The 25244-nt window shown below is 41.5% G+C and carries 29 protein-coding genes and 1 pseudogene; 12 read left to right on the top strand and 18 right to left on the bottom strand.

Going from position 1 to position 25244, the window contains the following annotated elements:
• Positions 1 to 274 precede the first annotated feature (274 nt).
• The 4 genes from O9324_RS23175 to O9324_RS23160 form a co-directional block, all read right to left on the bottom strand.
• Positions 275 to 847, bottom strand: a complete 573-nt coding sequence (locus tag O9324_RS23175; RefSeq protein WP_002768158.1) for a Uma2 family endonuclease — start codon at positions 845 to 847, stop codon at positions 275 to 277.
• A gap of 166 nt (positions 848 to 1013) precedes the next feature.
• Complete coding sequence (locus O9324_RS23170) at positions 1014 to 2027, bottom strand: WD40 repeat domain-containing protein (protein ID WP_288141428.1); 1014 nt, start codon at positions 2025 to 2027, stop codon at positions 1014 to 1016.
• Between the two features lie 36 nt (positions 2028 to 2063).
• On the bottom strand, positions 2064 to 2306 hold the full coding sequence (locus O9324_RS23165; protein WP_288141427.1) for a DUF5678 domain-containing protein: 243 nt from the start codon (positions 2304 to 2306) through the stop codon (positions 2064 to 2066).
• Between the two features lie 7 nt (positions 2307 to 2313).
• On the bottom strand, positions 2314 to 2745 hold the full coding sequence (locus O9324_RS23160) for a DUF29 family protein (RefSeq protein WP_288141426.1): 432 nt from the start codon (positions 2743 to 2745) through the stop codon (positions 2314 to 2316).
• A 350-nt stretch (positions 2746 to 3095) separates the two neighbouring features.
• Between O9324_RS23160 and O9324_RS23155 the strand changes: the two genes are divergently transcribed.
• Positions 3096 to 3317, top strand: a complete 222-nt coding sequence (locus O9324_RS23155) for a type II toxin-antitoxin system HicB family antitoxin (RefSeq protein WP_288141425.1) — start codon at positions 3096 to 3098, stop codon at positions 3315 to 3317.
• An 87-nt stretch (positions 3318 to 3404) separates the two neighbouring features.
• On the opposite strand, the gene O9324_RS23150 is transcribed toward O9324_RS23155, so the two are convergent.
• From O9324_RS23150 to O9324_RS23130, 5 genes are all read right to left on the bottom strand, one after another.
• Positions 3405 to 4781: an MlaD family protein gene (locus O9324_RS23150; protein WP_288141424.1), complete on the bottom strand. Its 1377-nt coding sequence runs from the start codon at positions 4779 to 4781 to the stop codon at positions 3405 to 3407.
• Between the two features lie 128 nt (positions 4782 to 4909).
• Positions 4910 to 5689 carry an ABC transporter ATP-binding protein gene (locus O9324_RS23145; RefSeq protein ID WP_002763710.1) on the bottom strand — a complete coding sequence of 260 codons (780 nt, stop codon included), beginning with the start codon at positions 5687 to 5689 and terminating at the stop codon, positions 4910 to 4912.
• A gap of 27 nt (positions 5690 to 5716) precedes the next feature.
• The gene (locus O9324_RS23140; protein ID WP_002754083.1) at positions 5717 to 6349 is read right to left on the bottom strand and encodes a 2OG-Fe(II) oxygenase; all 633 of its coding nucleotides are present in this window, start codon (positions 6347 to 6349) and stop codon (positions 5717 to 5719) included.
• Between the two features lie 97 nt (positions 6350 to 6446).
• Positions 6447 to 7223, bottom strand: coding sequence for a DUF3226 domain-containing protein (locus tag O9324_RS23135; protein WP_288141429.1), 777 nt, complete (start codon positions 7221 to 7223; stop codon positions 6447 to 6449).
• Positions 7224 to 7225: 2 nt separating this feature from the next.
• Positions 7226 to 8344 carry an AAA family ATPase gene (locus O9324_RS23130; RefSeq protein WP_288141423.1) on the bottom strand — a complete coding sequence of 373 codons (1119 nt, stop codon included), beginning with the start codon at positions 8342 to 8344 and terminating at the stop codon, positions 7226 to 7228.
• 204 nt (positions 8345 to 8548) lie between these two features.
• Here O9324_RS23130 and pheT point away from each other — a divergent pair, with 204 nt between their 5' ends.
• The 3 genes from pheT to O9324_RS23115 all read left to right on the top strand — a co-directional run bounded on the left by pheT (position 8549) and on the right by O9324_RS23115 (position 11901).
• Complete coding sequence (gene pheT, locus O9324_RS23125; protein WP_288141422.1) at positions 8549 to 10984, top strand: phenylalanine--tRNA ligase subunit beta; 2436 nt, start codon at positions 8549 to 8551, stop codon at positions 10982 to 10984.
• A gap of 229 nt (positions 10985 to 11213) precedes the next feature.
• Complete coding sequence (locus tag O9324_RS23120; RefSeq protein ID WP_002763716.1) at positions 11214 to 11555, top strand: type II toxin-antitoxin system RelE/ParE family toxin; 342 nt, start codon at positions 11214 to 11216, stop codon at positions 11553 to 11555.
• A gap of 4 nt (positions 11556 to 11559) precedes the next feature.
• On the top strand, positions 11560 to 11901 hold the full coding sequence (locus O9324_RS23115) for a helix-turn-helix domain-containing protein (RefSeq protein ID WP_002763718.1): 342 nt from the start codon (positions 11560 to 11562) through the stop codon (positions 11899 to 11901).
• Positions 11902 to 11912: 11 nt separating this feature from the next.
• On the opposite strand, the gene O9324_RS23110 is transcribed toward O9324_RS23115, so the two are convergent.
• Positions 11913 to 12065 (bottom strand): type II toxin-antitoxin system VapC family toxin, encoded by a 153-nt coding sequence (locus tag O9324_RS23110; RefSeq protein ID WP_002768178.1) that lies wholly within the window; start codon positions 12063 to 12065, stop codon positions 11913 to 11915.
• 156 nt (positions 12066 to 12221) lie between these two features.
• Here O9324_RS23110 and O9324_RS27595 point away from each other — a divergent pair.
• The 3 genes and pseudogenes from O9324_RS27595 to O9324_RS23100 all read left to right on the top strand — a co-directional run bounded on the left by O9324_RS27595 (position 12222) and on the right by O9324_RS23100 (position 13209).
• A pseudogene (locus O9324_RS27595) lies at positions 12222 to 12438 on the top strand (hypothetical protein).
• 43 nt (positions 12439 to 12481) lie between these two features.
• Positions 12482 to 12721, top strand: a complete 240-nt coding sequence (locus O9324_RS23105; protein WP_288141421.1) for a hypothetical protein — start codon at positions 12482 to 12484, stop codon at positions 12719 to 12721.
• A 5-nt stretch (positions 12722 to 12726) separates the two neighbouring features.
• Positions 12727 to 13209 (top strand): PIN domain-containing protein, encoded by a 483-nt coding sequence (locus O9324_RS23100; protein ID WP_288141420.1) that lies wholly within the window; start codon positions 12727 to 12729, stop codon positions 13207 to 13209.
• Between the two features lie 69 nt (positions 13210 to 13278).
• Here O9324_RS23100 and O9324_RS23095 read toward each other — a convergent pair whose 3' ends face one another.
• The 3 genes from O9324_RS23095 to O9324_RS23085 are packed head-to-tail and all read right to left on the bottom strand — an operon-like array spanning position 13279 to position 14230.
• Positions 13279 to 13458 (bottom strand): hypothetical protein, encoded by a 180-nt coding sequence (locus tag O9324_RS23095; RefSeq protein ID WP_288141419.1) that lies wholly within the window; start codon positions 13456 to 13458, stop codon positions 13279 to 13281.
• A complete protein-coding gene (locus tag O9324_RS23090; RefSeq protein WP_288141418.1) occupies positions 13439 to 13912 on the bottom strand; it encodes a PIN domain-containing protein in 474 nt (157 codons plus the stop codon). The genes O9324_RS23095 and O9324_RS23090 overlap by 20 nt, the downstream gene beginning before the upstream one ends.
• A 15-nt stretch (positions 13913 to 13927) precedes the next feature.
• On the bottom strand, positions 13928 to 14230 hold the full coding sequence (locus tag O9324_RS23085) for a DUF433 domain-containing protein (protein ID WP_287628820.1): 303 nt from the start codon (positions 14228 to 14230) through the stop codon (positions 13928 to 13930).
• Positions 14231 to 14556: 326 nt separating this feature from the next.
• Between O9324_RS23085 and O9324_RS23080 the strand changes: the two genes are divergently transcribed.
• Entirely contained in the window at positions 14557 to 14769 is a 213-nt protein-coding gene (locus O9324_RS23080) for a 2-oxoisovalerate dehydrogenase (protein WP_288141417.1), read from the top strand.
• Here O9324_RS23080 and O9324_RS23075 read toward each other — a convergent pair.
• Complete coding sequence (locus tag O9324_RS23075) at positions 14747 to 14935, bottom strand: hypothetical protein (RefSeq protein ID WP_288141416.1); 189 nt, start codon at positions 14933 to 14935, stop codon at positions 14747 to 14749. The genes O9324_RS23080 and O9324_RS23075 overlap by 23 nt on opposite strands.
• Positions 14936 to 15011: 76 nt before the next feature.
• Here O9324_RS23075 and O9324_RS23070 point away from each other — a divergent pair, with 76 nt between their 5' ends.
• Positions 15012 to 15230: a PIN domain-containing protein gene (locus tag O9324_RS23070; protein ID WP_288141415.1), complete on the top strand. Its 219-nt coding sequence runs from the start codon at positions 15012 to 15014 to the stop codon at positions 15228 to 15230.
• 347 nt (positions 15231 to 15577) lie between these two features.
• Here O9324_RS23070 and O9324_RS23065 read toward each other — a convergent pair whose 3' ends face one another.
• Positions 15578 to 17998: a phosphoketolase family protein gene (locus tag O9324_RS23065; protein WP_002768186.1), complete on the bottom strand. Its 2421-nt coding sequence runs from the start codon at positions 17996 to 17998 to the stop codon at positions 15578 to 15580.
• 706 nt (positions 17999 to 18704) lie between these two features.
• Between O9324_RS23065 and gap the strand changes: the two genes are divergently transcribed.
• The 3 genes from gap (at position 18705) to ygfZ (ending at position 21597) form a co-directional block, all read left to right on the top strand.
• Positions 18705 to 19739, top strand: coding sequence for a type I glyceraldehyde-3-phosphate dehydrogenase (gene gap / locus O9324_RS23060; RefSeq protein ID WP_004161594.1), 1035 nt, complete (start codon positions 18705 to 18707; stop codon positions 19737 to 19739).
• 479 nt (positions 19740 to 20218) lie between these two features.
• Complete coding sequence (locus O9324_RS23055; protein ID WP_052277989.1) at positions 20219 to 20587, top strand: hypothetical protein; 369 nt, start codon at positions 20219 to 20221, stop codon at positions 20585 to 20587.
• Positions 20584 to 21597, top strand: coding sequence for a CAF17-like 4Fe-4S cluster assembly/insertion protein YgfZ (gene ygfZ, locus O9324_RS23050; protein WP_288141414.1), 1014 nt, complete (start codon positions 20584 to 20586; stop codon positions 21595 to 21597). Before O9324_RS23055 ends, ygfZ begins: the two co-directional genes overlap by 4 nt.
• 154 nt (positions 21598 to 21751) lie before the next feature.
• Here ygfZ and O9324_RS23045 read toward each other — a convergent pair whose 3' ends face one another.
• Genes O9324_RS23045 through O9324_RS23035 form a run of 3 tightly spaced genes read right to left on the bottom strand, consistent with a single transcriptional unit; the run spans position 21752 to position 24714 of the window.
• Positions 21752 to 23410, bottom strand: coding sequence for an NAD+ synthase (locus O9324_RS23045; protein ID WP_288141413.1), 1659 nt, complete (start codon positions 23408 to 23410; stop codon positions 21752 to 21754).
• Between the two features lie 12 nt (positions 23411 to 23422).
• Entirely contained in the window at positions 23423 to 24151 is a 729-nt protein-coding gene (locus tag O9324_RS23040) for an NUDIX hydrolase (RefSeq protein WP_288141412.1), read from the bottom strand.
• Positions 24148 to 24714, bottom strand: coding sequence for a nicotinate-nucleotide adenylyltransferase (locus O9324_RS23035; protein ID WP_002743664.1), 567 nt, complete (start codon positions 24712 to 24714; stop codon positions 24148 to 24150). Before O9324_RS23035 ends, O9324_RS23040 begins: the two co-directional genes overlap by 4 nt.
• Positions 24715 to 25244 lie beyond the last annotated feature (530 nt).

Genomic DNA, 25244 nt, shown 5'->3' with positions numbered 1-25244 from the left:
ATAGACAAGGAAATAATAATTCCCATTATTATTCTACTAATGACAGTAGCCTAGTTACTCAGGAGCCGGATACGGCGAAAGTCGTAAGTCCGGTTTTGAAGCAGGGGGTGGGAAGGCGACTTCCTGCTCTACTGTAACGGGTTCTACCCATTTTTAGATGGTCAATTAGCCAATTTTCAGGGAAAAAGTGCCTGAATTTACCCTGACTACTGACGAGCGACTCCTATTTTGATTTTGACCAGAGGTCTGATCATACCTCGGTTTTAAGGATATTTTACTCAAAAATAGAGATAAATAGACCAAAGCCGGGTAAGACATCCTCTCCGCTTAAATTAGCCGGTAGTTCCATAATTTCTACGGGTTGCTGAGGACGATAAATTTCCACTTGTTGTTGTTGAGGATTAACTAGCCAACCTAATCGCAAACCACTGTGGAGATATTCCCGCATTTTAGCTTGAATTTCCGGGAGGGAATCGCTACGGGAGCGCAGTTCAATGACGAAATCGGGACAAATAGGCGGAAATTTCTCCTGTTCTTCTCGACTCAGAGCTTGCCAACGAGTTAAACTCACCCAAGCGGCATCGGGAGCGCGATCTCCGCCCTTCGGTAAACGAAAAATCGTCGCTGAACTAAAGACTTTACCCAATCGGGTTTGACGATTCCAGATACCTAAGTCAATGATAAAATCGGCCTCTCGGTTGCCGCTAATTCCCCCAACAGGTGGCATCACAATTAATTCTCCTTGGGCGTTTCTTTCTAGTTGCCAATCTGGGTTAACTTGACAGAGACGGTAAAACTGCTCATCGCTGAGATTGACTGTATCTAAGTTTAAAATCACTGCTGCCATGGCTATATTTCGCCCTAGAAAACACTCTAAGTAGGGAGGCACAATTATTTGTAGGATGGGTTAGCGGTAGCGTAACCTGAGCGGGCGTTGGGTTTCATGCTTCAACCCAACCTACGTTCATCTTATATTTAATTCCACCCACTCACTTAGTCTTAATTATAGTTAATTAGATTCCCCGCCACAGTGCGATCGCACCGTCCCGATCTCCAGTGACTAACCAACGACCATCTCGACTGGCAACCATTCTTAAGATGACGTTTCCCTTCAGGGTATTCAAATGCTGACGGGTATTAACATCCCAAAATTTCACAGTGCCATCCCCAGAAGTGCTGGCCAAAACTTTGCCCCCATCCAGCAGGGCCATATCGGTAACAGCGTCGTTATGGGCGAGAATAGTAGTGGTGCCGATGCCGCTTTTCACTTGCCAACCGCGGATCGAACCGTCTTGACTAGCAGTACCGGCGGTATTACCATCCTTGGAAAAAAGCACCCGATAAACGGGGAATAAATTCCCCGCATAGGCACGAATAAAGCGACCGGTACTCACTTTCCACAGTTTAACGAAGCCATCGTAATCGGCGCTAACAATTCCTTTACCATCGGGACTAAATGCGATCGCTTGAATCGGATGATTATGACCGCGCAGGGTTTTTAACAGTGTACCCGTCTGAAAATCCCAGAGTTTGACTGTACGATCCCAGCTACCCGTGGCCAAAATTTTGCCATCGGGAGAAATAGCGGCATCAGTGACGAGAAAAGCATGGCCAGGATAGGTCATTTCTAATTTTCCCGTGCGCGTATTCCAGCGTTGCACTTTTCCCCCCGCATCGGCAGTTACGAAACTCTTACCATCGGGACTAAATTGGATAGCGTTAACAGTATCACCTAGTTGCCAAGTCCTGAGAGGTTTTTGGGTTTTTAGGTTCCATTCCCTAACAGTACCGTCAAAACTACCACTCAGTAGCAGGGAGTTATCGGGACTAATAGCCAAAGCATAGATGGGATCCTGATCAGCTTTTAAAATAGTAACCCGTTCGACGGTCTGCCAAGGAACGATTTCTGCTAGGGGAGGCGCTTGCGGAGTGGTGGTTTTGCCTTTTTCCTGATTGACTGCACAACCACCGGATAGGAACAGCAGCAATAGTAAAGATAATGTCGGTTGATAAAGGGTTATTTTCATAGAATTTTGCCGTTGTCAAAATCATCTTAAACTACTTTAAACTTGAACGGCTAGAATTTGCATAGAATAACGACAACGAGGAACAAGATAAATGACAAATTCTTGATTGGTTGTGTTGGCTTCTTCCAGAACATTCTGTAAATTTTCACCGTGAGCAATCACCCCTTTTTCATTATAGGCAATGTATTGATTTTTATACAAATCAATCACGGTGTCACGATTTTTGTTTAACCAACGTAACATTTCTTGGGCTTGTTCTTGAGAGATTGAGTCTGTCATAATCTTTCTAGGGAGAGACGTTTTTGATGAGAAGAAAAGCAGTGCTAATCAGTTTATTTTTGTCAATTATAGCTTCTATTTGCTCCGATTGATAACAACCAGCTTCGACTTCTAAAGAAGCGGCATCCAAAGCATTAAGATAAGCATCGTTTAAAGTGTCTGTTAATTCCTCATCACTTAAATAATATCCTGCCGCTTTTCGGCGTTTATTGTGGCGTTGAATTTCTCTAACGCTATTGCGAATGGAGACATCCCAAGAACGGGTGGTTCGGTTTTCTGCCTGTTGTTTAATTAAATGAAGTAATAAGATAACAGCATAACTACGAATAGTGCTAATAATCCCGTTTTTGCTCATATCTTCAAGTTCTTCTACAATCGCCAGTGAACCTTTAATATCACCTTTTAAGAGCAAAGCTTTTAATTCTAAAAGTTCTTCCATAATCCAATTTCTTCCCCAAAATATACCTTAATTATATCTTGCCACAAGTCTCTCTATCCCAAAGCTCATTTAAGTCGATCTTGAGGAAAAAGTTAATCTTTTTTTTATCTATTTTAAGCTTTTCTGTGCTATGGTGTGACCGTTCTTGTGAAAATGGAGTTTTTAATATTGAATATATTGTAGGGGCGAATTGCATTCGCCCTCTTTGAATAAGTTCTGCTGCTCACCTATATGTGAGAGAAAGTCACCAATAAGAGATGCACCCGTCAGTCTATCTATTCAACAGACAAAAAACGGTGAAGCGAAAGCTTATCAAGTTAAACAATTTTTAAAAATACAGGAGGAAGAAAATGAATTCAACAACCGAGGATTTTAACGGTTTTAGCATTAATATCTTCCAAGATGAGGAGGGAGATTGGATAGCATACTTAGTAGAAATGCCTAGCGTTTCTGCTTTTGCTGATAGTCCCCAAACAGCACTCAATCAATTAATTGTAGCTTGGGAAGGCGTTAAAGAAAGTTATCGTAAACATGGTGAAGAAATTCCTCATTTAGCTATGACAAAAAATTAGACAAACTGTTGTGTATTGAAACTGGGTCTTGAAAAATTTAGTACAAATGCTCGGACTTTTTTCCCCAACCCCTTACCCCAACTTCTGCTACTCAGATTCAGGTTTCTTAGGGTCTTTTTCTGGGGTATTAGGGGCAGTATTTGGGGCTATTGTCGCAATTTGGGCGGCCATTCTTGTCATTGCTTGACCTTGGGCGAATTCCTGCTGTAGTTGTTCGCTAGAAGAAACCAAACGACTTAAACCCTGGATTAAACGGATAATTTCCTGTCGCAGTTGCGGATTACCAGTAATTTCATCCACATCCGAGGTGATTTTCTGAAGATTGGCAAAAGCAGCGCGAGAGGAGTCGAGGAGTTGCTGTAGGGTGACAACAGTGGCAGGATCGGAGAGATAAGCAGTAAAGTTACCCAAATTTTCGCTTAATTTAACAGCGTTTGCCGAAATAGTGTTTAAATTCTCAATAATTTGGCTTTTCTGCACTTGCGTCAGAATCGGATCCAAAGCAGCGAGAGTAGTTTGTAGGCGATCGCTGGTAGTTTTGATACTATCGAGAGTGGCAATTAAACGATTTTGATTAGCTGCCAAAAAAACCCGCAGTTCTTCGGTGGTTTGTCCCACCAAAAGCAGCGTTTTTCGGGCCTCTACTAGGGTAGCGTCTAAATTTTTCAGACCGCCACTTCCCTGTAAACTTCTCAGTAAAGTAGTCGCTTCCTGACTCAATCCCCCGACACCGGAAAGATCACTAGAAAGGCGATCGAGGGAACCGGATACTTGCGGTAAGGATTCTAGGGATCTCATCCCCGAATTAACTTTACCTAGAGTACCGCTGCGACGAACCTCGCTTAAAGCGGTGGTTGCCTCACCACTAAAGCGATCGAGTCCCCCCAAGGCATTGGCAGCGCGTTGGGTAAAGGAACGAAATCCGGCCACCATATCGGGATCACTAACTAGATTAGAAATTCTCAGTAAAGATCTGATCAAGGTATTGACATTTAGTGCCGATTGCCCTTGTAAACGGGAACCGTTACAGATAATCACTTCCCCATTGCAGTTAGGACTCAAAGGGGGTTCTTTGACACCACCGACGGGTAAAGCTTGTAGGGGAGTAATATCGATCGTGGTTTCACCGACTAAACCGGATTGAATGGCTTCGATGAGGGAATTACTGGGAATTAGGCGATCTGCTGGGGAAATCTCCACTTCTACGGCGACTCCCTCCGGTTCTGGGGTAATTGCCGTCACTTGTCCGATTCTCACTCCCCGATAACCGACGCGGGTTCCCACCATCATGCCACCCACATTAGGAAAAAGAAAGGTGGCTCGATAACTGCGTCCCCCGAAGCTAAAATTACTTAACCAGGCGACAAACCAGATTAATATTCCCCCCGATGCTAGTAACATTAAACCGATACCACTTTGCCGCAGAGTTGGGGAAATCCCCTGTTGTGAACCGCCAGCTTCCATAAATAATTACTCCTCATCACTACACAGTATCTTACAGGAGAAATCGGGGGATTTCAGTTATCAGTGATCAGTTATCAGTGATCAGATGCGAGTTATCAGTTCACTGATTACTGTTTACTGTTGACTGATCACTGAATTGGTCCGTCGATACTGCCGGTAAAAAATTGCTTGAGTACGGGTATTTCGGAGTGATAAGCCTCTTGAGTCGGTCCAACCCATTGAAATTGACCTTTATAGAGAAAAACGATGCGATCGGTGGTATTTTCGATGGTGCTGTGGACGTGGGTGACAATGAGATGGGCCCCACAGGCTTTTTTTACCTTGAGAAGTTCCATAATTACCGTCTGGATGCGGGTAGAAGCAACCGGATCCAGTCCAGCAGTGGGTTCATCGTAAAGGAGAATGTTCGGTCGATCGGCTGCGATCGAGGGATCGCTGATAATTGCTCTGGCTAAACTGACGCGTTTTCGCATCCCTCCGGATATTTCAGAGGGATAGAGGTCGTAGGAACCAGACATTCCCACTAAATCTAGTTTTTCTTCCACTAAATCGCGGATTTCGGCTCGTTTTAGCTTTGAGTTGCGATAGAGAGCAAAACCGACATTTTCCCCAACAGTGAGGGAGTCAAAAAGGGCCGATTGTTGGAAAACTAGACCAACACCGAGGGGATCTTCCCCCTGTTCTACGGTTCTCTGCCGTTTTGTGCCGTAGATGTACACTTCTCCTCGATCGGGGGCCAGTAATCCGGCGACTAAGCGTAAAATGGTCGATTTTCCCGTCCCCGATGGACCGATCACGCCGATCGCTTCCCCTTCGTACACTTTCAGATCGACGTTATTTAAGATTACTTTCTTGCCGAAAGCTTTGGTCACTCCCCTTAATTCGACGATCGGTTCGCGCATCACCATCTAGAATATCTTTACAAAAATGTCCTTTTATTGTAGTGCAACGACCCGATCTTTCTTTTTTTTCTTTTCTGGTTTTATGGTTCGCGATTCTATCTGCATTTCGGGAATCTCTCGCAATTCTTCCGCATCTAAACGATATTGTTCGCAGACAAGACTGAGACGAATACCAGAACAGCTAACGGGATTAACTGAATGGGTGAGATCTCCTTGAAAGAGGATCAGGGTGTTAGCACAAGGACGAATCTGGGCCACGGAACGATTACGGTTTGCTAGTACCAGTTCCCCCCCTTGAATATCCCTAGGAACCTGTACATAAAGGACGCTAACCAGGAGCGGGGGATCGATTGTTTTACAATAGGAGCGCAGGGATCGATCGATATGGGGATCGACTCGTGAACCGGTTTGTAGGAGTAAGGGGTTAAGATAAAAAGCGTTGCAGTCAGCTTGTAAACTGCGATCGAGATAGGGTTTAAAATAGGGAAAAATTCGTTCAACTTCGCTGATTTGTGTGCGTCGAAAAGCGATGGAAAAGCCTTTGGTTTTAACGAAATCTCGATTTAAATTGTTAACTGTGAAGTGGGGACAAGCGAGGATCTGTCCTTGTAGTTCGCTCAGATAACTGGGAGTGAAAGCGTCGGGATATTGAGAATAGTAAGGCACGGATAGAATCAGAACGGTACGGCAATCTTTAGGATAGCTTGTTTTTAGGGGAGATGGGGATAATTTCGATAGCAGCTATTCAATTAGCTTTTTTTTCTCAAAGTCCGATAATTTGCTCAAGGAAATTTTTAATAAGCTTGATGCTCTCTAATTCTAGGATTTTCTCATCTAGCCAGCGATTATCTTGTAGGGAAACTTGTAGGGCTTTACCCGGTCTTAATATACTACTAATACTGGATATAATTGCTTTCTTTTCACCTGCTGGTTTTTTAAAATCTTCGAGATCATTTTTAGTTAACTGATTCCTGTCAATACTTCCTATGTAGGTTTGAGAAAGATTGAGTAAATCAGGATAATTTATCTTAGCACACTCGAGGAGAATATCTTCTAAAGTTCCTTGTTCACGATTGTTAGGAGCAATGAAAATACCACAGCGAGGCGAATGATTGTTAACTTGACCAATTTGAGAAGGTGGTAGCAAATTTGGTAAGTCAATATCCGATAACTTAGTAATTAGTTTATTGAACCTTTCTTGAGGTGTTTCCCTGTAATCAGCATCGGCAAAAATCCCCACACTAAAAAGCTGTGAAGGTTGAATAAACTTGAGACTTTCTTCGATGGTTTGCGCTATGCGTGTATCGCCAATAGCACTATGTAAAGCGATTGATAATTGCTCATTTTGAACAAAAGATGGTACTGGTACTCGTTTGGTTAAATCATCCTCTAGTGGATAATCTCTCGGGATAAGTGTTTTCCAAAATTTATCCAATGAAGATAAATGAATAACTCGCTTTAAGCCATAAAATTTAAGTAAACCAATTAAGAATTCGACATCCTGCGGACCTTCGACAACAATATAGCAGTATCTCACCATCTTTACCTCACATCTAACCCGCGTTCCCAACGCAATCTATGCAATAAATCGCCCGAAAATCTTTGAGGTTTTTCCCTTGGAGAATTTAACCGAAAAGCTACCACGTTTTCTATGGACTTTTCTGACTGTAGCATGGCATCAACTGCTTCTAAACTATGGGTAGTTACAAAAAGTTGAATTCTTCTTTGATTACAGGTATTAATTAACCAAGAAAATACACGACTTAAGGCAGAAATATGAATAGATGTCTCGATTTCATCAATTAGAAGTACCCCATCGGTAATTGTCAACAAACTAAGCACCATAACTAAGGTTCTTTTAAATCCGTCACCAAACACATAGAGAGGAGCAAAACCAAGCTGTTTATGTTCTATATAAAGAGTTGGTTTATTGTTGGGTGAAAGTATTTGTATGTCGGTAATTTCCTCGTCAAATAACCGAATTAAATCTAGGATGTCATCTTTGTTATTTTCTTCCTTTAGGATGATTTTGGATAGTCTATCTAGAATTGGTTCCGAGGACAAATAAGCAGGAAATATGGTGGCATTTTCCACCAGTATTTTTTGTCGTCTCCTTTGAATAAAACGCTCTTTTTCCCAAAACTGAAATACTTGTTCATTATCTACACTAAGGAAACTGCCTTGCTCTAAAATATGGGCGGTAACACTTAATTCTAACCCATTGATAACCAGATCGGTTTCCGAATTGGTGGAATCATCATTGAACTTTTCTGGGTTGTCTTTTTCGTTGCTCGCACCGTAAATATCGGTGAGATTAGCTGCTAGATTTTTAATCGGTGAATTTCCAGTACACTTGATCGAAATTTGTCCTTGATAGGATGCGTTACTAGCAAGATTATTCTGACGAAAGAAAACCCATTTAATTGCTTCCAAATCCGGTCGCATTAAAGATATTCTGCCTAAGTATAATCGACGTTGGGCCACTTCTAGCCACTGAAAGGGATCGAGGGGATTACAAACAATTGAAACAGCTTCGAGAATGCTAGTTTTGCCAGAATTATTATTACCGACAAAAATATTCACCTGTCCTAGAGAAGACAGTTCTATTTGTTCAAAACCACGATAACCACTGATTCGTAAACTTTCAAAAAGCCGAGTCATTTTTACTGGCTCCTACAATATTGCCGATAATAACTGAAATAGCTAGGATCAAAGATAAAATTTGCAATTTTTACGATAAAACCCTTGTATCATAACTCATTTGTGGCTCTTTTTTTGACTAGCAATCATTTTCCTGTCAACCCGGTCGCGGTGACAACCCACCGTTTACAATAGTTAAGAACCAACGGCAAGCAAGAATTAACGATGCGGATTTCGATCAACTGGTTACGAGAATTAGTCAAAGTCGCCCAATCTCCCCAAGAATTAGCCGAATTATTGACAATTGCGGGAATAGAAGTGGAAGAGATCGAGGATCGCCGAGAATGGGCAAAGGGTGTGGTTATTGGTAAAATTATTGATCGCCAACCCCATCCCAATGCAGATAAATTAAGTGTCTGTCAGGTGGATATCGGTCAGGAAAACCTTAGTACAATTGTCTGTGGTGCGCCCAATGCTAGGGCTGATATTCTAGTTCCCGTGGCTACTTTGGGAACTTATTTAGCCAAAATCAATTTAACGATTAAACCGGCTAAATTGCGGGGGGTAAAATCGGAAGGGATGATCTGTTCCCTCGCAGAATTAGGATTAACCAAGGATTCTGAAGGAATTCACATTTTTAGCCAGGAAAATCTCCCTTTAGGTACAGATGTTCGTCCCCTTTTAGGACTCGATGAGGTGATTTTAGATATTTCTCCCACCGCTAACCGTGCCGATGCTTTGAGTATGATCGGAGTCGCGCGGGAAGTGGCGGCTTTGACAGGAGGAGAATTAAGCCTACCAAAAGTGAAATTAGGGGAATTTTCCCCTAAAAAAGATTTAACGCTGGAAATATCAGAAAATAAAGCCTGTCCCGCTTATATTGGTACGGTGATCGAGGGGGTAAAAATTGGCCCATCTCCGCTATGGTTGCAACAGCGTTTACAGGCTGCCGGACTGCGATCGATCAATAATGTGGTCGATATTACTAATTATGTACTTTTGGAGTGGGGACAACCCTTACACGCTTTCGATCGCGATCGTTTACAGAGTTTTGCCGGAGGTAAATCCGTTACTATTGGGGTTCGTTTTGCCGAGGAAGGGGAAAAAATCATTACCCTTGATGGTCAGGAAAGAAGCTTAAAAGAGCTTAATTTATTAATTACTGCCAATAATAAGCCAGTAGCTTTAGCGGGGGTGATGGGAGGTCAAGATACGGAAGTTAACGAGGAAACCGTTAATCTTGTGCTAGAGTCGGCTTTATTCGATCCGATCGCCATCCGTCGTTCCTCAAAAGCGCAGGGTTTACGCAGCGAGTCTTCCGGACGCTATGAACGCGGTGTTAATCCCGCCGCTTTGGAATATGCTTGTCAAAGGGCGATCGATTTGATTCTAGAGTTAGCTGGGGGAACTGTCAGCAGTCAGGTTAAAGCTGATTATCGCGCCGATCAGTCCAGTGGTTCGATCGAATTGCGTTTAGAACGTTTACAGCAAATACTGGGTCAAGTTACCCTAGATGATGGTGCGATCGGTGAAATTCTCGCCGAAGATGTGGAGCGTATTTTAGGCAATTTGGGCTGTGAATTGCAGTTAACCTCAAAAAACCCTGTTCTGTGGACTGTGACAGTGCCAGACTACCGTTATCGAGATTTAGAACGAGAAATTGACTTAATTGAAGAAGTGGCGCGACTGTACGGATACGATCGCTTTGTCGATACTTTGCCGGCAAAAACCGCAGCCGGAGGATTATCCTTTGAGGAAACTATACAGCGTCGGCTGCGGGAAGCTTTTCGTGCAGTGGGTTTGACGGAATTAGTCCAGTATTCCCTAGTTAAACCGGAATTAGCGGAAGTTGTCCTCGCTAATCCCCTTTTTGTCGAGTATTCTGCTTTGCGGACTAATCTCCTAGACGGTTTAATCGAAGCGTTTGAGTATAATCAGTCTCAGGGTAACGGTTCCTTAAATGGCTTCGAGATCGGGCGAGTTTTCCGCCTAGAATCGGATAATATCAACGAATACGATGCAATTGCTGGTATTTTCGGCGGTGATTTCTTCCCTGCTGGACGTTGGCTGCGATCGGGTAAAGAGGTGGCCATGACTTGGTATGAAGCAAAAGGGATTTTAGAAGCAGTATTCGATCGCCTTTCGCTGACAGTAAGCTACGAAAAATATGCCGAAGATGCGCGTTTTCATCCCGGACGAACAGCCTCTTTATGGATTGGTAAACAACGCTTAGGAATTTTTGGTCAACTACACCCGCAATTGCGTCAGCAAAAGGGATTAATTGAGGCAGTTTATGCCTTTGAAATCCAGTTCCCGATCCTGTTAGCAACTCTTAGCGATAGTGCCAAAATTACCCCACGTTTACAGGTCTATTCTACCTATCCGGGGGCGGCACGAGATATCGCCTTCTTTGTTTCTACAGATATACCCGTAGATAGATTGACAAAAACTATCAAAAATGCTGGAGGTAATCTCCTAGAAAAAGTCGAATTATTCGATCGCTATCAGGGGCAGAATGTGCCAGAAAATCATTGTAGTTTGGCCTTTAGTTTAGTCTATCGTGCCAGCGATCGAACTTTAACCGATGAAGAGGTGGAACCCTTAATGACAAAAGTGCGAGAAGCTTTAGTTAAACAGTTCCAAGTTTCTTTAAGAAGTTAAATTCAGCGATCAATTATCAGTTATCAGACATCGACTTTATATTATCTCAAGAATAATCTCACACATCGCTATCAATATCGCTGATTGCCTCTCATCGTTACCAATCAGTTTGAGAGTTGCTCAAAGTAGGTTCGCTGTTCATATTTTATCGCTCCGCCACCTTTGAATTGTTAGATAGTAGTGAGGCGATTGCCATATTTTAGTACATCAGATATGATATAAATACATCATGGCTGATCAAAGCAAACCTTTAGCTTGGCTGCATGGTGAGATCAAGACCCCACCTTTCAGTTTAGAAGCACGGATCGAAGCGGGTGTCTTACTCAGGCAACTACAGGAAGGCGAACCTCTTGGTTTGCCACATTCGCGTCCTATGCCAAGTGTAGGCTATCATTGTCATGAGCTACGCATTAGAGACATCGATAAAAATTGGAGGATTATTTATCGAATTGATGAAGATGCAATCTTGATTATTGAGGTGTTTAATAAGACAACAAGAGCAACACCCAAAAGTGTAATTGAGGTTTGTAAGAAACGTTTGAGTAAATACGATACTGATCAGCAGGAATAAGAGGATGGAAGAGACTAAAAAAGGGCTTTTGGAATCAAAAGGCTGGAAAATCGGAACCGTTTCCGACTTTTTAGAGTTAACGCCCGAAGAGATTATCCTTGTTGAAATCAAACTAGCTCTTAGCAAAAGTTTGAAAAGTCAGCGGCAGAAGATAATGACTCAAAGTGAACTGGCCAATAAAATCGGCTCTAGTCAACCTCGGATTGCCAAAGCTGAAAATGGCGATCCGTCAGTTTCACTGGAATTGCTTATCCCCTCGCTGTTGGCAACAGGTGCCACTCCTCAAGACATCGGACAAATCATTGCCAGTGTCAAAGGCGTTGCTGAATCAAGACCTGAATGCTAATTTTGTGCATCCTATCCACTAATGTTAGTTATTGTCGTTGATGCGATAAATCCCTGAATTTCCCCAGCATCAATACGCTCAAATAATCTTGCTGCGTTTTCCACAAATGGCTCTCGTTCTTGTAGAAAATCAAGAATGACATTGGTATCAATCAGAACTCGCATTACTGATACTTCTCGATCAGATAGGTTACATAATCGGTTGGGGCGTTAGTTTACCCTGTAGCTGCCGAAATCTCAGAAACACCTCGCAAGCGCAACAGATTTCCCCGCTTTTGCAATTGAATTTATTAGACTATAGCTGGTTCTTCGGTTTGTGTTATGCAATGGACGGGGATTATAAGGGATGGAACCCTTATTTGTATAGAAAGGCATTTAGCGATTTTTGTCGATTGTTTTTGATCTAGAGCGAACTAATCAATTAAGTCTCTTGCCAGATAAGGATTTAGTCAATTTATGCCCCCTGATCGAATCATACCAAGTAACGAAGAACCAAACATTTAGGTCAGGGGAGTTGGTTGGGTTGGTTTTATGTTAAAATCGGGTCAGGCGTGTCTTAATTGATGAAACTTAGCAAGACAATGAATACTTCGATTACTTTTCAAGAAATTGCCGCCGAAATACAATTATTTGATAATATTGAACAAAAAAAACAATTTATTTTTGTGGTGGGTGCTTTAGTTTCTCGCATCATCAGTCTTCATAAAGCCGCAGAAATCATGGAAATGGATACAGAAATGTTCTTGAAAATTTTAGAATTAATGAGAATCGATTTTTCTTATCTTACTACAGAAGACATAGATAGAGAAAAAAAATGGTAATCTCTATGAAAATTGTTTTCACTTCTTTCCCTTTAATCTTTTTGTCTCAGTTAGGATTTTTAGAAAAATTCCTAGATTCTAATGCTAATTTTTATTTGCCTGCAACCGTACAACAAGAAATTAATGCCAAACAAGATCAATCTTCAGAGACTCTTAATAAGCTGATCAATCAACAGAAATTAATTATCATAAATATTAAATTAATCTCTCTAGCAAATAGTTTAAATGAACGTTTAGGGAAAGGTGAATCTGATGCCATTACTTTAGGAATAGAATTACAAACTGATTATATCATCCTTGATGACTTTGCAGCAAGAAAAGAAGCACTACACTTAGGCTTAAATGTTAAAGGAACTTTAGCGATTATTCGTAAACTTCTCAAAGAAGGAAAGATAGAAATTGAAAATTTGGAGAGTTTTTATCAAAGACTTAGAGAAATTAACTTTAGAGTCAAGCGTGAGATATTTGAGAGCATTTTTGGAGACTGAGTGTGATACTGAAGGCACTGCGTAGCAGCACGCTTATTTTTCGGGTGCATTAACAGAGTATAATGCGCCTTATTTCTTGTTATTGATGGATTCCCACCATAACTTTAAATCACTTTTATTAATCTTTTTTTGAAGATATTCAATCTGATCTGAATAGCTGAGATTTTTCATGTCTTCAGCCATTTTTTCTTGACTGGTTTGTTTAAAAGCTAAACAGTCAAAACTTTTTTTAATTGTCGTTGGCTTCATCAATTGTTACCTCTAAAGGAGAAATAATAGTCAAAATCCCGTAGCCATTGAGTAAATTAATTTGATTATAGCCTTTCATTTTATCTAGGCGCACAATATGTTTAAAATTCCATGATATGATTGCATCCGCTCTAGCTATTGTAGCAGCCGCTACATGAGTAGCATCATTAATAGACTTTGATGTAACAACTCCTTCATTGATATAAGCATCCCTTAACTGTAAAACTTCAGGTGTTATCTTAACTACTTCAATAACTCTCTGCGGAATCGATAATAAAATATCTTTAACCGCTTGGGGGGCATTAATTAATTCGCTAACAATGATATCACTCATTAACAAAATAAACTTTTCTTGCTTAATGGCTTCCATCAATTGATTGGACTTTAAGGAAAATTCATCATCTAAACAGCCTGCAATGACTGATGTATCGATATAAACTCTAAGTTTTTTCATAACGATTTTAGCTCGTCAATTTAATATTTTCTCAATTAAAGATGGTTTGTTGCCTTGTAGTTGTTTAGCAAAAGCTTCTCCTGCTTCAAGTTGTCGTCTAATTTCTTCTCGATTGTCATGGTAATAGGCCAAGGCTGCATAAACATCTGCTAGGGTGATAGTAGGATGATGATAAATAATTTCATCTGGTGACATTCCCATTCTTTCATGCCAAATTACAATATCTTGAACTTTAATTCGATGTCCAGCAATACGAGGTTTTCCACCACAGATACCAGGAGTGATTTCAATATGTTGTGAGATAACTAAAGATGACATAATTACTTGCCAATAATATTAATAAATTGTTATTATCATACCATTTTTTCCCAGTAAGGCAACATCAGTGCGATCTCGAAGGCACTGCGTAGCAGTACGCCGATTTGGTAGATTGGGTTGAGGCACGAAACCCAACATGATCAACTATTAATTTATTTGGTTGGTGTTGGGTTGCACTTTGTTTAACTACATTTTGGCAATAAAGAGGCGATTAGGGTTGATAAACGGCGAATGCTAATCTTGTAAGCTTTAAAAAGTGCTATCTAAAAAACTAAACAAACTATAATTAAAATTACTGCAAAAATTTAGAGAGTAAAGAAGGAAATATGACAGAAATAGTTTTTTTAGTGGAAGATGCACCGGAAGGGGGATATACAGCAAGGGCATTAGGCGAGTCTATTTTTACCGAAGCCGATGATTTACAATCTTTACGAGAAATGGTAAAAGATGCCGTTAATTGTCATTATGATGATAGGGAAAATCGCCCTAAAATTATTCGTTTACATATTGTTATGGTTATTGATTTTTGCTTTTTTTAAATAATGCTTCGTCAATTAGAAAATCAAGTTTTACAGCTATGGAATCTTCCTCAATTTGTTTTTCCCATTGTTGATCATCTAACTTATTAATCCAATTTCTTAAATACAAAAAGTCATCAAAAGTAAGGCTTTCAATTTCCGCTTGAGTTAATTGTAACTTTGTCATCTTACTATCTTCCCACAACAATAGTTCAAATTTGAGTTTTATATTATCATTTTTTATGTAAAAATGGAGATTTGTGATGGCATTTGGCAGAATAAATGATTTTCTCCGGGAGTTTATTGCAGAAAATTCTCCTTATGTCTCTGCTTTATCCTATCTGGAAGTTTTAGGCTACCATCGGTTAACTCATCAAGATAAAGTCTATTTTGAAGAATTTTTTACAAGCAGTAACTTTAAAACAAATCAGAAAGATGTCCTTAGGAGATGCCATTATTGCGGGAACAGCTTTCGTTTATAATTTAACAATTGTAACTCGCAATATTGATGATTTTAATTTTCTTAGTAAATTAAATCTAATTAGGGTTTGCTGAATAAGTACGGGCGAAGCATTCGGATAGAAAATCTACCTTTTCACCGATAGGTTATTGTCCGAATGCTTCGCCCCTACAGGACGCGGGCTGATGAAGACGCAAGGTTTTGAACGAAGATTATCTCAAAATCTTGCACCTGATTGGCCAATTGTCAATAGCTTTTGAGATGCTCTCACCCTGTAGAAAATCAAGAAGATTTTTTAGGTGGAATAGGAAGATGAAATTTATCAATAAACCAATAAATTATCATCACCTAAACCACTTTCTAGCCTAATTAATAAGGCCATTTCCAGTTAGTAATCTCGTCCTTATCGATGCCATTGGTAAAAGCATAATCGAGATTATCGATAATGGCATTTTTCATTCGTTCTTTCACATGACCGGCAGCAGAACCTAATTTCGGCACGCGATCGATGACATCAATTACTAAATGAAAACGATCAACTTGGTTACGAATCGCTAATTCTAGGGGAGTATTAATATTCCCTTCTTCTTTGTAACCGCGCACATGAATACGTTCCTGATTACTGCGACGGTAGGTAAGTTTATGAATCAGCCAAGGATAACCGTGGAAATTGAAGATAATTGGCTTATCAGTGGTAAATAAACTATCAAAATCCCGTTCCGATAAACCATGAGGGTGTTCACTTTCCGACTGTAATTTAAACAGATCAACCACATTGATAAAGCGAACTTTTAAGTAGGGGAATTCCTCCCGCAGAATTGCCGTGGCCGCTAAAGATTCTTTAGTGATAATATCCCCACAGCAAGCCATAATTACATCTGGTTCATCGGGATTTATTCCATCATCATCGTTACTGGCCCAATCCCAAATACCGATACCTTTGGTGCAGTGTTTAATTGCTTCTTCAATGGTCAAGTATTGCAGGTGTTTCTGTTTATCAGCAACGATAATATTAGTGTAATCCTTGCTCTTGAGACAGTGATTAGTCACACTTAATAAACAGTTACCATCGGGGGGAAGATAAACCCGCACCACGTCGGCACTTTTATTGGTTACTAAATCGATAAAACCGGGGTCTTGGTGACTAAAACCATTGTGATCCTGCCGCCAAACCACCGAGGATAATAACAGATTCCAAGAGGAAACAGAAGCACGCCAAGGCACATGATTTTTGCAGATATCGAGCCATTTAGCGTGTTGGTTGAACATGGAATCGATAACGTGGGCAAAAGCTTCGTAGGAGTGAAATAAACCGTGACGACCAGATAATAAATAACCCTCTAACCAACCGACTAAAGTATGTTCACTCAGCATCTCCATCACACGACCATCGGGAGATAATTGGCTACCATCTAAATCCTCGGGATAGGTATCAGCTAACCAAGCTTTTTTAGTCACTTCATAGAGAGCCGCTAAACGATTAGAAGCAGTTTCATCGGGACCAAAAACGCGAAAATTAGTCATATTATTTCGCATTACATCCCGCAAAAATACCCCCATCACTCCCGTATTTTCCGCTTCCACTTGGCCCGGGTGGGTGACATCTACGGCATACTGACGAAAATCGGGCATTTTTAGGTCTTTACGCAGCAATCCGCCGTTAGCGTGCGGATTAGCACTCATGCGACGATGACCAATAGGAGCGAGTTCTTTAAATTCCGGCTTAAATTGACCCGTGGTATAGTCAAATAATTCCTCCGGGTTATAGCTTTTCATCCACTCCTCTAATTTTCTCAAGTGGTCGGGGTTTTCGTGCATCCCACCCATGGGGACTTGGTGAGCGCGCCAGAATCCTTCTACTTTATGACCATCAACATTTTTCGGACCCGTCCAACCCTTGGGAGACCGGAGGATAATCATCGGCCAGGGGTAACGTTTAGCTACTCCCGTGCTGCGAGCTTCCTGTTGATAGGAGCGAATCTGATTGATACAGTGTTCTAGGGTAGCGGCCATTTTTTGATGGCAGTGGAGCAGGTCTTCATCTTCCTTACATTCGACGATGTAGGGAGTGTAACCGTAACCAACAAAGAGACTTTCTAACTCGTGGGTCGAAATACGGGAGAGAATGGTGGGATTAGCGATTTTATAACCGTTTAAGTTTAAAATCGGCAGTACCGCACCATCGCGAATCGGGTTAAGGAATTTATTCGAGTGCCATGCGGTGGCAAGGGGACCGGTTTCTGCTTCCCCATCACCCACCACCACGGCCGTAATTAGGTCGGGATTGTCAAAAACAGAACCGTAGGCATGGGAAACACTATAACCCAGTTCGCCGCCCTCATGGATAGAACCGGGGGTTTCGGGGGTGACGTGACTACCGATGTGACCGGGAAAAGAAAATTGTTTAAAGAATTTTTGTAATCCTTCCTCGTCTTCACTTTTATCGGGGTAAATTTCCGAATAGGTTCCTTCTAGATAGACCGGACCGAGTACCCCCGGCGCTCCATGGCCGGGACCGGCCATAAAAATCACATCGAGGTCGTATTTTTTGATTAAACGGTTGAGGTGAACGTAGGTAAAACTTAAGGCCGGACTTGCTCCCCAGTGACCAAGTAAGCGATACTTAACGTGTTCGGGTTTAAGATGTTCCTTGAGCAGGGGATTATCGCGCAGATAAATCATACCTACAGCTAAATAGTTACAAGCGCGCCAATAGGCATGGGTTTTGTAGAGTTCGTCTTGAGAAAGGGGATTTTGCTCTGTTAAGGGTCTTTCTGGTGCGGATACCATGAATATTTCTCCGATATCTATGAACGATGAGATTAAGAGAGTTGATAGACAATTTCTCCATCGAGAGGGTTAGGTAGGTAGGCGTTAAAAATTATCAGATGCCCCCCTTATCAAGGGGGGATTAAGGGGGGATCCCCACCCCCCTTATCAAGGGGGGACTAAGGGGGGATCCGCACCCCCTTATCAAGGGGGGCAGGGGGGATCGAACCTAAAATCCATTTTTAACTTAATTATAACCAGCTACTTAACCCTCGGTCAGTTTTAAAACTGTAATCAAGAGTGTAACCTTTTGGGGCGCAAAAAACTATTAAAATAAGCTATATTTTGCCGATCCTGCTTGGGTAATTTATGTCAGTCGGGCGGGGTTTTTAAATGGCTTTTAAAGGAAAATTAATGTCTTCTTAACTTAGGGAGCAATAATTCTCAGAAAAATTTTAATTATTTTTTAATGTCAGCTTTTCCCAAAATACTATAGGGTTACACCCTAGTTTGTCGGGAAGAGCCTAATTAGGCCTTCTCGATGCCAGTGGTGAGGACTACTAGGATAGCTTTTGAAGCACTGAAACTTAAAATCTTTCTATACTTCATCTAGCGAGCAACAAAAGCTGATTAGCATATATAGTGATTCTCTACAGGCCAATCAATTCTCAAATTATTGTTTCTTGATCGTGCCTAAGCTTATCGCAGCTGCAAAGGAGTTTTTTTCATGACAAAAGTAAGAGTCGCTATCAACGGATTTGGTCGTATCGGTCGCCTCGTTTTTAGGGCGGGTATCCAAAATCCTGATTTCGAGTTTGTTGGTATAAATGATCTCGTCCCCCCCGATAATATTGCCTATCTGCTCAAATACGACTCCACCCACGGACGTTTTCAGGGTACGGTAGAAGCGAAAGAAGATGGCATCGTCGTGGATGGTAAGTTTATCCCCTGTTACTCGATTAAAGACCCCGCTCAACTGCCCTGGGGAGCAACCGGGGCCGATTATGTGGTCGAGTCCACCGGTTTATTTACCACCGCCGAAGGAGCAGGAAAACACCTAGAAGCTGGGGCCAAACGGGTAGTTATCTCCGCACCCACCAAAGATCCCGACAAGATTCGTACTATTGTACTAGGTGTTAACGACAATGAGTACGATCCCGCTAAAGATCTGATCGTCTCTAACGCTAGTTGTACCACCAATTGTTTAGCACCGATCACCAAAGTTATTAACGATAACTTCGGACTAGCGGAAGGATTAATGACCACAGTACACTCGATGACCGCCACTCAACCCACCGTGGATGGTCCATCGAAAAAAGATTGGCGCGGTGGTCGCGGCGCCGGTCAAAACATTATCCCCTCCTCCACAGGAGCAGCCAAAGCAGTAACCCTAGTTATTCCTTCCCTCAAAGGCAAATTAACCGGTATGGCCTTCCGTGTGCCAACTCCCAACGTTTCGGCGGTGGATTTAACCTTTAAAACCGCAAAAGCCACCAGTTACGAGGAAATTTGCGCCGCTATGAAAGCCGCCAGCGAAGGACCGATGAAAGGTATCCTCGGTTATACCGATGAGGAAGTGGTATCGAGTGACTTTATCACCGACCCCCACTCCAGTATTTTTGATGCTAAAGCCGGCATTCAACTTAATGCCAATTTCTTTAAGGTCGTCTCTTGGTACGATAACGAGTGGGGTTATTCCTGCCGGATGTTAGACCTCATGAAAATGATGGCAGCTAAGGAAGCAACCCTAGTAACAGCCTAAATCAGTTATCAGTTATCAGTTATCAGTAACCAGTGAACAGTAAACAGTGAAAAGACAGCACTGTTAATGCCATTAGACATCTCCAAGAGTGAAACAAAATAGTTCTATGGCTGAAATGTATGTCTTTGTCTATTTAGGGTTTGCTGAATAAATGTGAAATGTAGGCAAGGCAAGGGTTTTGTGGCTTTTCTCGCAAAACAGGTGCAAGATTTTGAGAGAATCGCGCTTCAAAACCGGGCATCTTGAGCGGCAATTGCGTCCTGTAGGGGCGAAGCATTCGGGCAATAACCTATCGGTGAAACCGTGGATTTTCTATCCGAATGCTTCGCCCGTACTTTTTCAGTAAACCCTATTTAATATTGCTCACTTAATAAGTAGGTGGGTGTTAAAAATTGCCAGATCCCCCCTTATCAAGGGTGGCAGGGGTATCCCCCCACTTAATACTCAAATCTGATCACTGATAACTGATAACTGATAAGATGAATCCAAAATTTAAAGATATTACCGCTTGGGAACAGGCACAATTATTAATGCAACCGGCATTTATTCGGGTGCTGGATAATCTGCGTAAACAGTTAGAAAATTCCCTCTGGAAAGGAACTTATACAGAAATTCAAGATCCCTATCCCAGTTATCTGCTCTGTTTGACTTATCTCGATCGCTCCGTTACTGTAAATATTTGGGAACTTTGTTTTCAAGTCTGTTTTCTCGATTATCCCACCGATGAAGGAGAAACCGTCACCATCGATACCAGTCTCCTCGATCCCACCGGTGAACTAGATTGGCAGAGTTTGGAAACGAAAACCGAGCGCATTATTAAGCAATTATTCGCTAATTTACCCCAATGAAAGCAGATTTAGACACGATCAAGGCAGAGTATGCCGCTAATTTTCTCAAAGATTACCACAATGATCCCCAAAGTTTAGCATCCCAAACAATTTTAATCGATCGCTCCCATTGGGGTTTATTAGAATTAAAAGGCCAGGATCGACTGCGTTTTCTCCACAATCAAACCAGTAACGCTATCGATCGCCTGAAACCGGGTCAAGGTTGTGAGACAATTTTCCTTAACTCTACCGGTCGTACCCTCGATTTTGTCACAGTTTACGCTGGCGATGATTCCCTCCTCATCCTCGTTTCTCCCCAACGTCGTCAATTTTTACTGGAATTGATCGATCGCTATATTTTCCCCTTCGATAAGGTGGAAATTAGCGACTTAACCGATAATTTTAGCATTGTCACCCTAATCGGTACTAAAAGCCGGCAATACCTGCAAAAAATCGCCATTCCAGAGCAGATTTTAACGGGGGTGGAGCATAGTCATTATCTCCTTTCCGAACCCCCCCTGAGAGTGGCCGTCGGTACCGGCTTAGACCTACCCGGATATACTTTAATCGTTGCCGCCGCCGAAGCCGGTCCCCTCTGGGAAAATTTAATTAAAAATGGCGTTACTCCCGCCGATGAGCAGGTGTGGGAATACCTGAGAATCCATCAGGGCCGACCGGCAGTCGATCGAGAATTAACCGAAGATTATAACCCTTTAGAGGCCGGTTTATGGCGAGCGATTGTCTTTGATAAGGGTTGTTATATTGGTCAAGAAACTATCGCCCGTCTCAACACCTATAAAGGCGTAAAACAAAGACTTTGGGGTATAAAACTCAGCCAACCCGTCCCCAGCAATACCCCGATTATTTTAGAAGCGCAAAAAGTCGGTTTACTCACCAGTGTGCTGGAGGATTTTGGCTTGGGTTATGTGAAAACAAAAGCGGGAGGAGAGGGTTTAAAAGTACAAATCGGCGAGGCAACAGGAGAATTAATCCCTTTACCCTTCCTCTCTCACGAATACCCCTTTCAGTGAACAGTAATCAGTAATCAGTAATCAGTGAACAGAACGTAGGTTGGGTTGAAGTATGAAACCCAACGCCCGCCTGGGTTAGTGATAACTGATAACTGATAACTAATAACTGATAACTGATAACTGATAACTGATAACTGATAACTGAAAAAACCCCCTAACCCCAACGACTAGCGATAGGCATTCGCCAACCAGTACCAAAAGCGCGATCGCTAATTTTTAGACCTGGGGGAGCTTGTTTGCGCTTAAATTCGGCATTTTTAACTAATTTAATCACTTTCTGCACAATTTCAGGCTCAAAACCGGCGGCGATAATTTTTTCGGCGGATTGATGGCGATCGATTAATAGTGCTAAAATAGCATCTAAAATCTCGTAGGGAGGTAAAGAATCTTGATCCTTCTGATTGGGTTTTAATTCAGCACTAGGAGCTTTATTAATCACATTAAGGGGAATAATTTCCCCGCGCCGATTTAACCAGCGACAGAGGGAATAAACGCGGGTTTTCGGCACATCAGCAATCACTGCTAAACCACCATTCATATCACCGTAAAGGGTGCAATATCCCACCGCCATTTCTGATTTATTGCCAGTGGATAATAGTAAATGACCGAATTTATTAGAGAGAGCCATTAATAAATTACCGCGAATGCGTGACTGAAGATTTTCTTCAGCAATACCGAAATCAGTCCCAGAGAAAAGACCATCTAAAAGTTGATCATAAGCGGTCATAATTTCTTGAATTGCTAACTTCTCACTTTTGATACCTAAATTATTAACTAAAGCCACTGCATCGCTAATGGAATGGTCGGAACTATAGGGAGAAGGCATCATCACAGCGAGAACATTTTCTTTACCTAATGCGTCGCTGGCAATAGCGGCAACTAAACTGGAATCAATGCCACCACTCAAGCCGAAAATTACCCGTTTAAAACCGCATTTCTGCACATAATCTCGTACTCCTAAGACTAAAGCTCGATAAATTTCCTCATCTTCATTGACAGGTAAAGGATGAATAACTGCGGGTAACAAATCTTGATTAAACTCGATCAATTCTAGGCTAGAAGTAAATGCCTGAGCGCGATAAATCACTTCTCCTTGTCTGTTAAAAGCAACGCTGTCACCATCAAAAATTAAATCATCATTACCTCCCACTTGATTGACATAAACTATCGGTAAATTATATCTAGTGGCACTATGGGATAATAAAGATTCTCGCAATTTTTGCTTACCGACACTGTAGGGAGAAGCGGAAAGATTAACGATTAAATCCACTCCCAAATTAGCTAAATCGGCGATGGGATTAACTGCGTATTGACGCTGACCCCAAAATTGTTCATCATTCCAAACATCTTCACAGATAGTTACACCAATTTTTACATTATTTTCTGTTAGTTGAAAATATTGACTTTCTTTCCCAGAAGCAAAGTAACGATCCTCATCAAAAACATCGTAGGTAGGCAATAAACGTTTAGTAAAAATTTGTTTAATTTCTTGACTTTTTAACAAAGCTATGCTATTAAATAGCGGCTTTTCTCCTCTGACCGTTGCCGAGGGATTTTTTTCGACAAAACCGACTAAGACGGCTAATTTTTCTGGTAATTGTTGGGACAATAATTGCAATTGTCGAGACATTTTCTCCACAAAACCCAGATTTAATAACAAGTCTCTGGGGGGATAACCACAGAGGGATAATTCCGGGGTTAAAAGTAATTCTGCTCCCTGATTAAATGCCGTTTGAGCAGCCTCTAAAATTCTTTGAGCATTTCCTTCGATATCTCCAACAATGGGATTTAATTGAGCGATAGCAATTCTCATATTTTTTCCTATTTAAACAAAAACTAACGGTTGCTCTTTAAAGGGAGCAAAAGCTTTTTCATCAAAGCGATATAAACTAGCCGGACGACCGGCACCACGAGAGACTTTTAAACCCATATCCTTGAGAAATCCTAATTTCAATAGCCGATTTCTGAAGTTAGAATAATCACTAAAATTTTTACCTAAAATTGTCTCATAAAATTGATAAAGATCATTTAAAGTAAATAATTCTGGTAAAACCTCAAAAGCGACGGGACTATATTCTACTTTATTGCGTAATCTTTGCCAGCCATAAGCTAAAATTTGACCGTGATTAAAGGCTAAATCTGGCACTTTATCAATCATATACCAAGTGATATTATAATCCCGTTCAGTGATTAACTTTGCTTCTTCAAACCGCACCAAAGCGAAGTAACTCACCGATAGATAACGTTTCCCAAAACTCTCGGCTGCTGCCGGGGAATCTCCCTCTGGACTGCCAAAAGTATATAACTGTTCCAGATAGAGATTATTGACGCTAATTTTCTCGGCTAAAATTCGATAGGCTGCCGTTTCCAGTGATTCCCCATTTCTAACTAAAGTTCCGGGTAAACTCCAGTAATTGCTAAAGGGTTCTTCCCGTCGTTTAATCAGAAGCACCAGCAGCCGATTTAATTGGGTATCAACGGAAAAGATCACGTTATCAACTCCGACTTTAAAATCAGCTAGAGATTTATTAGCTAGGGTATTTGTCGGTTTCATGCGTAAAGTTTTTGACCTTCGATATAATCTTTAATCGGTGCAGGAACAGCCTGTTTATCGCCTTTTTCTCGATAATCTGTTGAGGATACAGCCGGAGCAAAGACATCAGCAATCAGACAATCACCCCCTAATGTTTGCAGTTGTTCAATATCATCTTGGTTAATAGGATATCCGGGACGAGGAATCACGAGAATTTTGACTTTTTCTAGTAATTCTTGGCTACGATACCAGTGCCTAATTTGTCCAGCTAAATCAGAACCAATGACTAGGGTATATTCCTCCTGTTCTCCCCAAATTGCTTGCGCTTTTTCCACACTAATTAAGCTCCGTCGATCACTTAATTCTCGTCGCAGTTGTATATTATCTCTTGGGGGTTGAATATCCCGGATGAGCAAATTTAACATCCTCAGACGATGTTCGAGACTGGTTTGATGATTTTTAAAGGGATTATCGGCAGCCCAAACCGCAACGATATCGTACTGTTCCGATAACCATTTTAGTATGGCTTGATGACCGGCAGTAGGAGGATCGGCACTGGTTCCAAAAAGGGCAATTTTAAGCATAGGATTCAATTGCTTGCTCACTGAGGGATTGGTTTAAGTCTGCTCAAGCTTGGCAAAAATTAACTTCTCCCCATTATAGTTGATTTTACCAAAATAGGGCAAGAGGATCAGTGATCTCCTGCAAAAGTAAGTTATCGAGCCGCTATCGGGTCAAAATATCTAAAACCCCGGATAAATTCGACATAATTTTAGGTTTTATGAATAGGATAGTTAGGGACTTGCGCTTTGATAATGTACCTTTTGGGCGAACGCAGTTCGCCCCTACATTGTGGACAAAATCCGTTACTGTAGGGGCGCAATGCTTGCGCCCTCCGATCGATCAGGTTTGCTGATCACCCTAAGTAGGGGGAGAGCCTTCGAGGTGTTAGGGACTTGCGCTTTGATAATGTGCCATCTGGCTGGTCTGGTTCTTCTACAGAGCGATTTTCTGGCTGGGATATTATTCCTACGCAAGTCCCTTATCTCTTATCTTTTGTCTGCTACTGAAGATTTTTGATTCTTGCAGGAGATATTATTTTTTATAAAATTGG

This window comes from Microcystis sp. LE19-84.1B (assembly GCF_027531875.1).
Taxonomy (GTDB): Bacteria; Cyanobacteriota; Cyanobacteriia; order Cyanobacteriales; family Microcystaceae; genus Microcystis; species Microcystis panniformis.
The sequence above is the reverse complement of the archived record's forward strand: the minus strand, read 5'-3'. Positions and strand labels throughout refer to the sequence as shown.

Coding starts and splice junctions, on each gene's coding strand:
- O9324_RS23120 (WP_002763716.1), top strand. CDS start 11,214: ATGGCTGATCAAAGCAAACCTTTAGCTTGGCTGCATGGTGAGATCAAG.
- O9324_RS23150 (WP_288141424.1), bottom strand. CDS start 4,781: ATGGAAGCTGGCGGTTCACAACAGGGGATTTCCCCAACTCTGCGGCAA.
- O9324_RS23175 (WP_002768158.1), bottom strand. CDS start 847: ATGGCAGCAGTGATTTTAAACTTAGATACAGTCAATCTCAGCGATGAG.
- O9324_RS23085 (WP_287628820.1), bottom strand. CDS start 14,230: ATGTCATCTTTAGTTATCTCACAACATATTGAAATCACTCCTGGTATC.
- O9324_RS23110 (WP_002768178.1), bottom strand. CDS start 12,065: ATGCGAGTTCTGATTGATACCAATGTCATTCTTGATTTTCTACAAGAA.
- O9324_RS23165 (WP_288141427.1), bottom strand. CDS start 2,306: ATGACAGACTCAATCTCTCAAGAACAAGCCCAAGAAATGTTACGTTGG.
- O9324_RS23035 (WP_002743664.1), bottom strand. CDS start 24,714: ATGCTTAAAATTGCCCTTTTTGGAACCAGTGCCGATCCTCCTACTGCC.
- O9324_RS23055 (WP_052277989.1), top strand. CDS start 20,219: ATGAATCCAAAATTTAAAGATATTACCGCTTGGGAACAGGCACAATTA.
- O9324_RS23115 (WP_002763718.1), top strand. CDS start 11,560: ATGGAAGAGACTAAAAAAGGGCTTTTGGAATCAAAAGGCTGGAAAATC.
- O9324_RS23080 (WP_288141417.1), top strand. CDS start 14,557: ATGACAGAAATAGTTTTTTTAGTGGAAGATGCACCGGAAGGGGGATAT.
- O9324_RS23130 (WP_288141423.1), bottom strand. CDS start 8,344: ATGACTCGGCTTTTTGAAAGTTTACGAATCAGTGGTTATCGTGGTTTT.
- O9324_RS23095 (WP_288141419.1), bottom strand. CDS start 13,458: ATGAAGCCAACGACAATTAAAAAAAGTTTTGACTGTTTAGCTTTTAAA.
- O9324_RS23075 (WP_288141416.1), bottom strand. CDS start 14,935: ATGACAAAGTTACAATTAACTCAAGCGGAAATTGAAAGCCTTACTTTT.
- O9324_RS23145 (WP_002763710.1), bottom strand. CDS start 5,689: ATGGTGATGCGCGAACCGATCGTCGAATTAAGGGGAGTGACCAAAGCT.
- gap (WP_004161594.1), top strand. CDS start 18,705: ATGACAAAAGTAAGAGTCGCTATCAACGGATTTGGTCGTATCGGTCGC.
- O9324_RS23100 (WP_288141420.1), top strand. CDS start 12,727: ATGAAAATTGTTTTCACTTCTTTCCCTTTAATCTTTTTGTCTCAGTTA.
- O9324_RS23090 (WP_288141418.1), bottom strand. CDS start 13,912: ATGAAAAAACTTAGAGTTTATATCGATACATCAGTCATTGCAGGCTGT.
- O9324_RS23070 (WP_288141415.1), top strand. CDS start 15,012: ATGGCATTTGGCAGAATAAATGATTTTCTCCGGGAGTTTATTGCAGAA.
- O9324_RS23065 (WP_002768186.1), bottom strand. CDS start 17,998: ATGGTATCCGCACCAGAAAGACCCTTAACAGAGCAAAATCCCCTTTCT.
- O9324_RS23045 (WP_288141413.1), bottom strand. CDS start 23,410: ATGAGAATTGCTATCGCTCAATTAAATCCCATTGTTGGAGATATCGAA.
- O9324_RS23160 (WP_288141426.1), bottom strand. CDS start 2,745: ATGGAAGAACTTTTAGAATTAAAAGCTTTGCTCTTAAAAGGTGATATT.
- ygfZ (WP_288141414.1), top strand. CDS start 20,584: ATGAAAGCAGATTTAGACACGATCAAGGCAGAGTATGCCGCTAATTTT.
- pheT (WP_288141422.1), top strand. CDS start 8,549: ATGCGGATTTCGATCAACTGGTTACGAGAATTAGTCAAAGTCGCCCAA.
- O9324_RS23135 (WP_288141429.1), bottom strand. CDS start 7,223: ATGGTGAGATACTGCTATATTGTTGTCGAAGGTCCGCAGGATGTCGAA.
- O9324_RS23105 (WP_288141421.1), top strand. CDS start 12,482: ATGAATACTTCGATTACTTTTCAAGAAATTGCCGCCGAAATACAATTA.
- O9324_RS23170 (WP_288141428.1), bottom strand. CDS start 2,027: ATGAAAATAACCCTTTATCAACCGACATTATCTTTACTATTGCTGCTG.
- O9324_RS23040 (WP_288141412.1), bottom strand. CDS start 24,151: ATGAAACCGACAAATACCCTAGCTAATAAATCTCTAGCTGATTTTAAA.
- O9324_RS23155 (WP_288141425.1), top strand. CDS start 3,096: ATGAATTCAACAACCGAGGATTTTAACGGTTTTAGCATTAATATCTTC.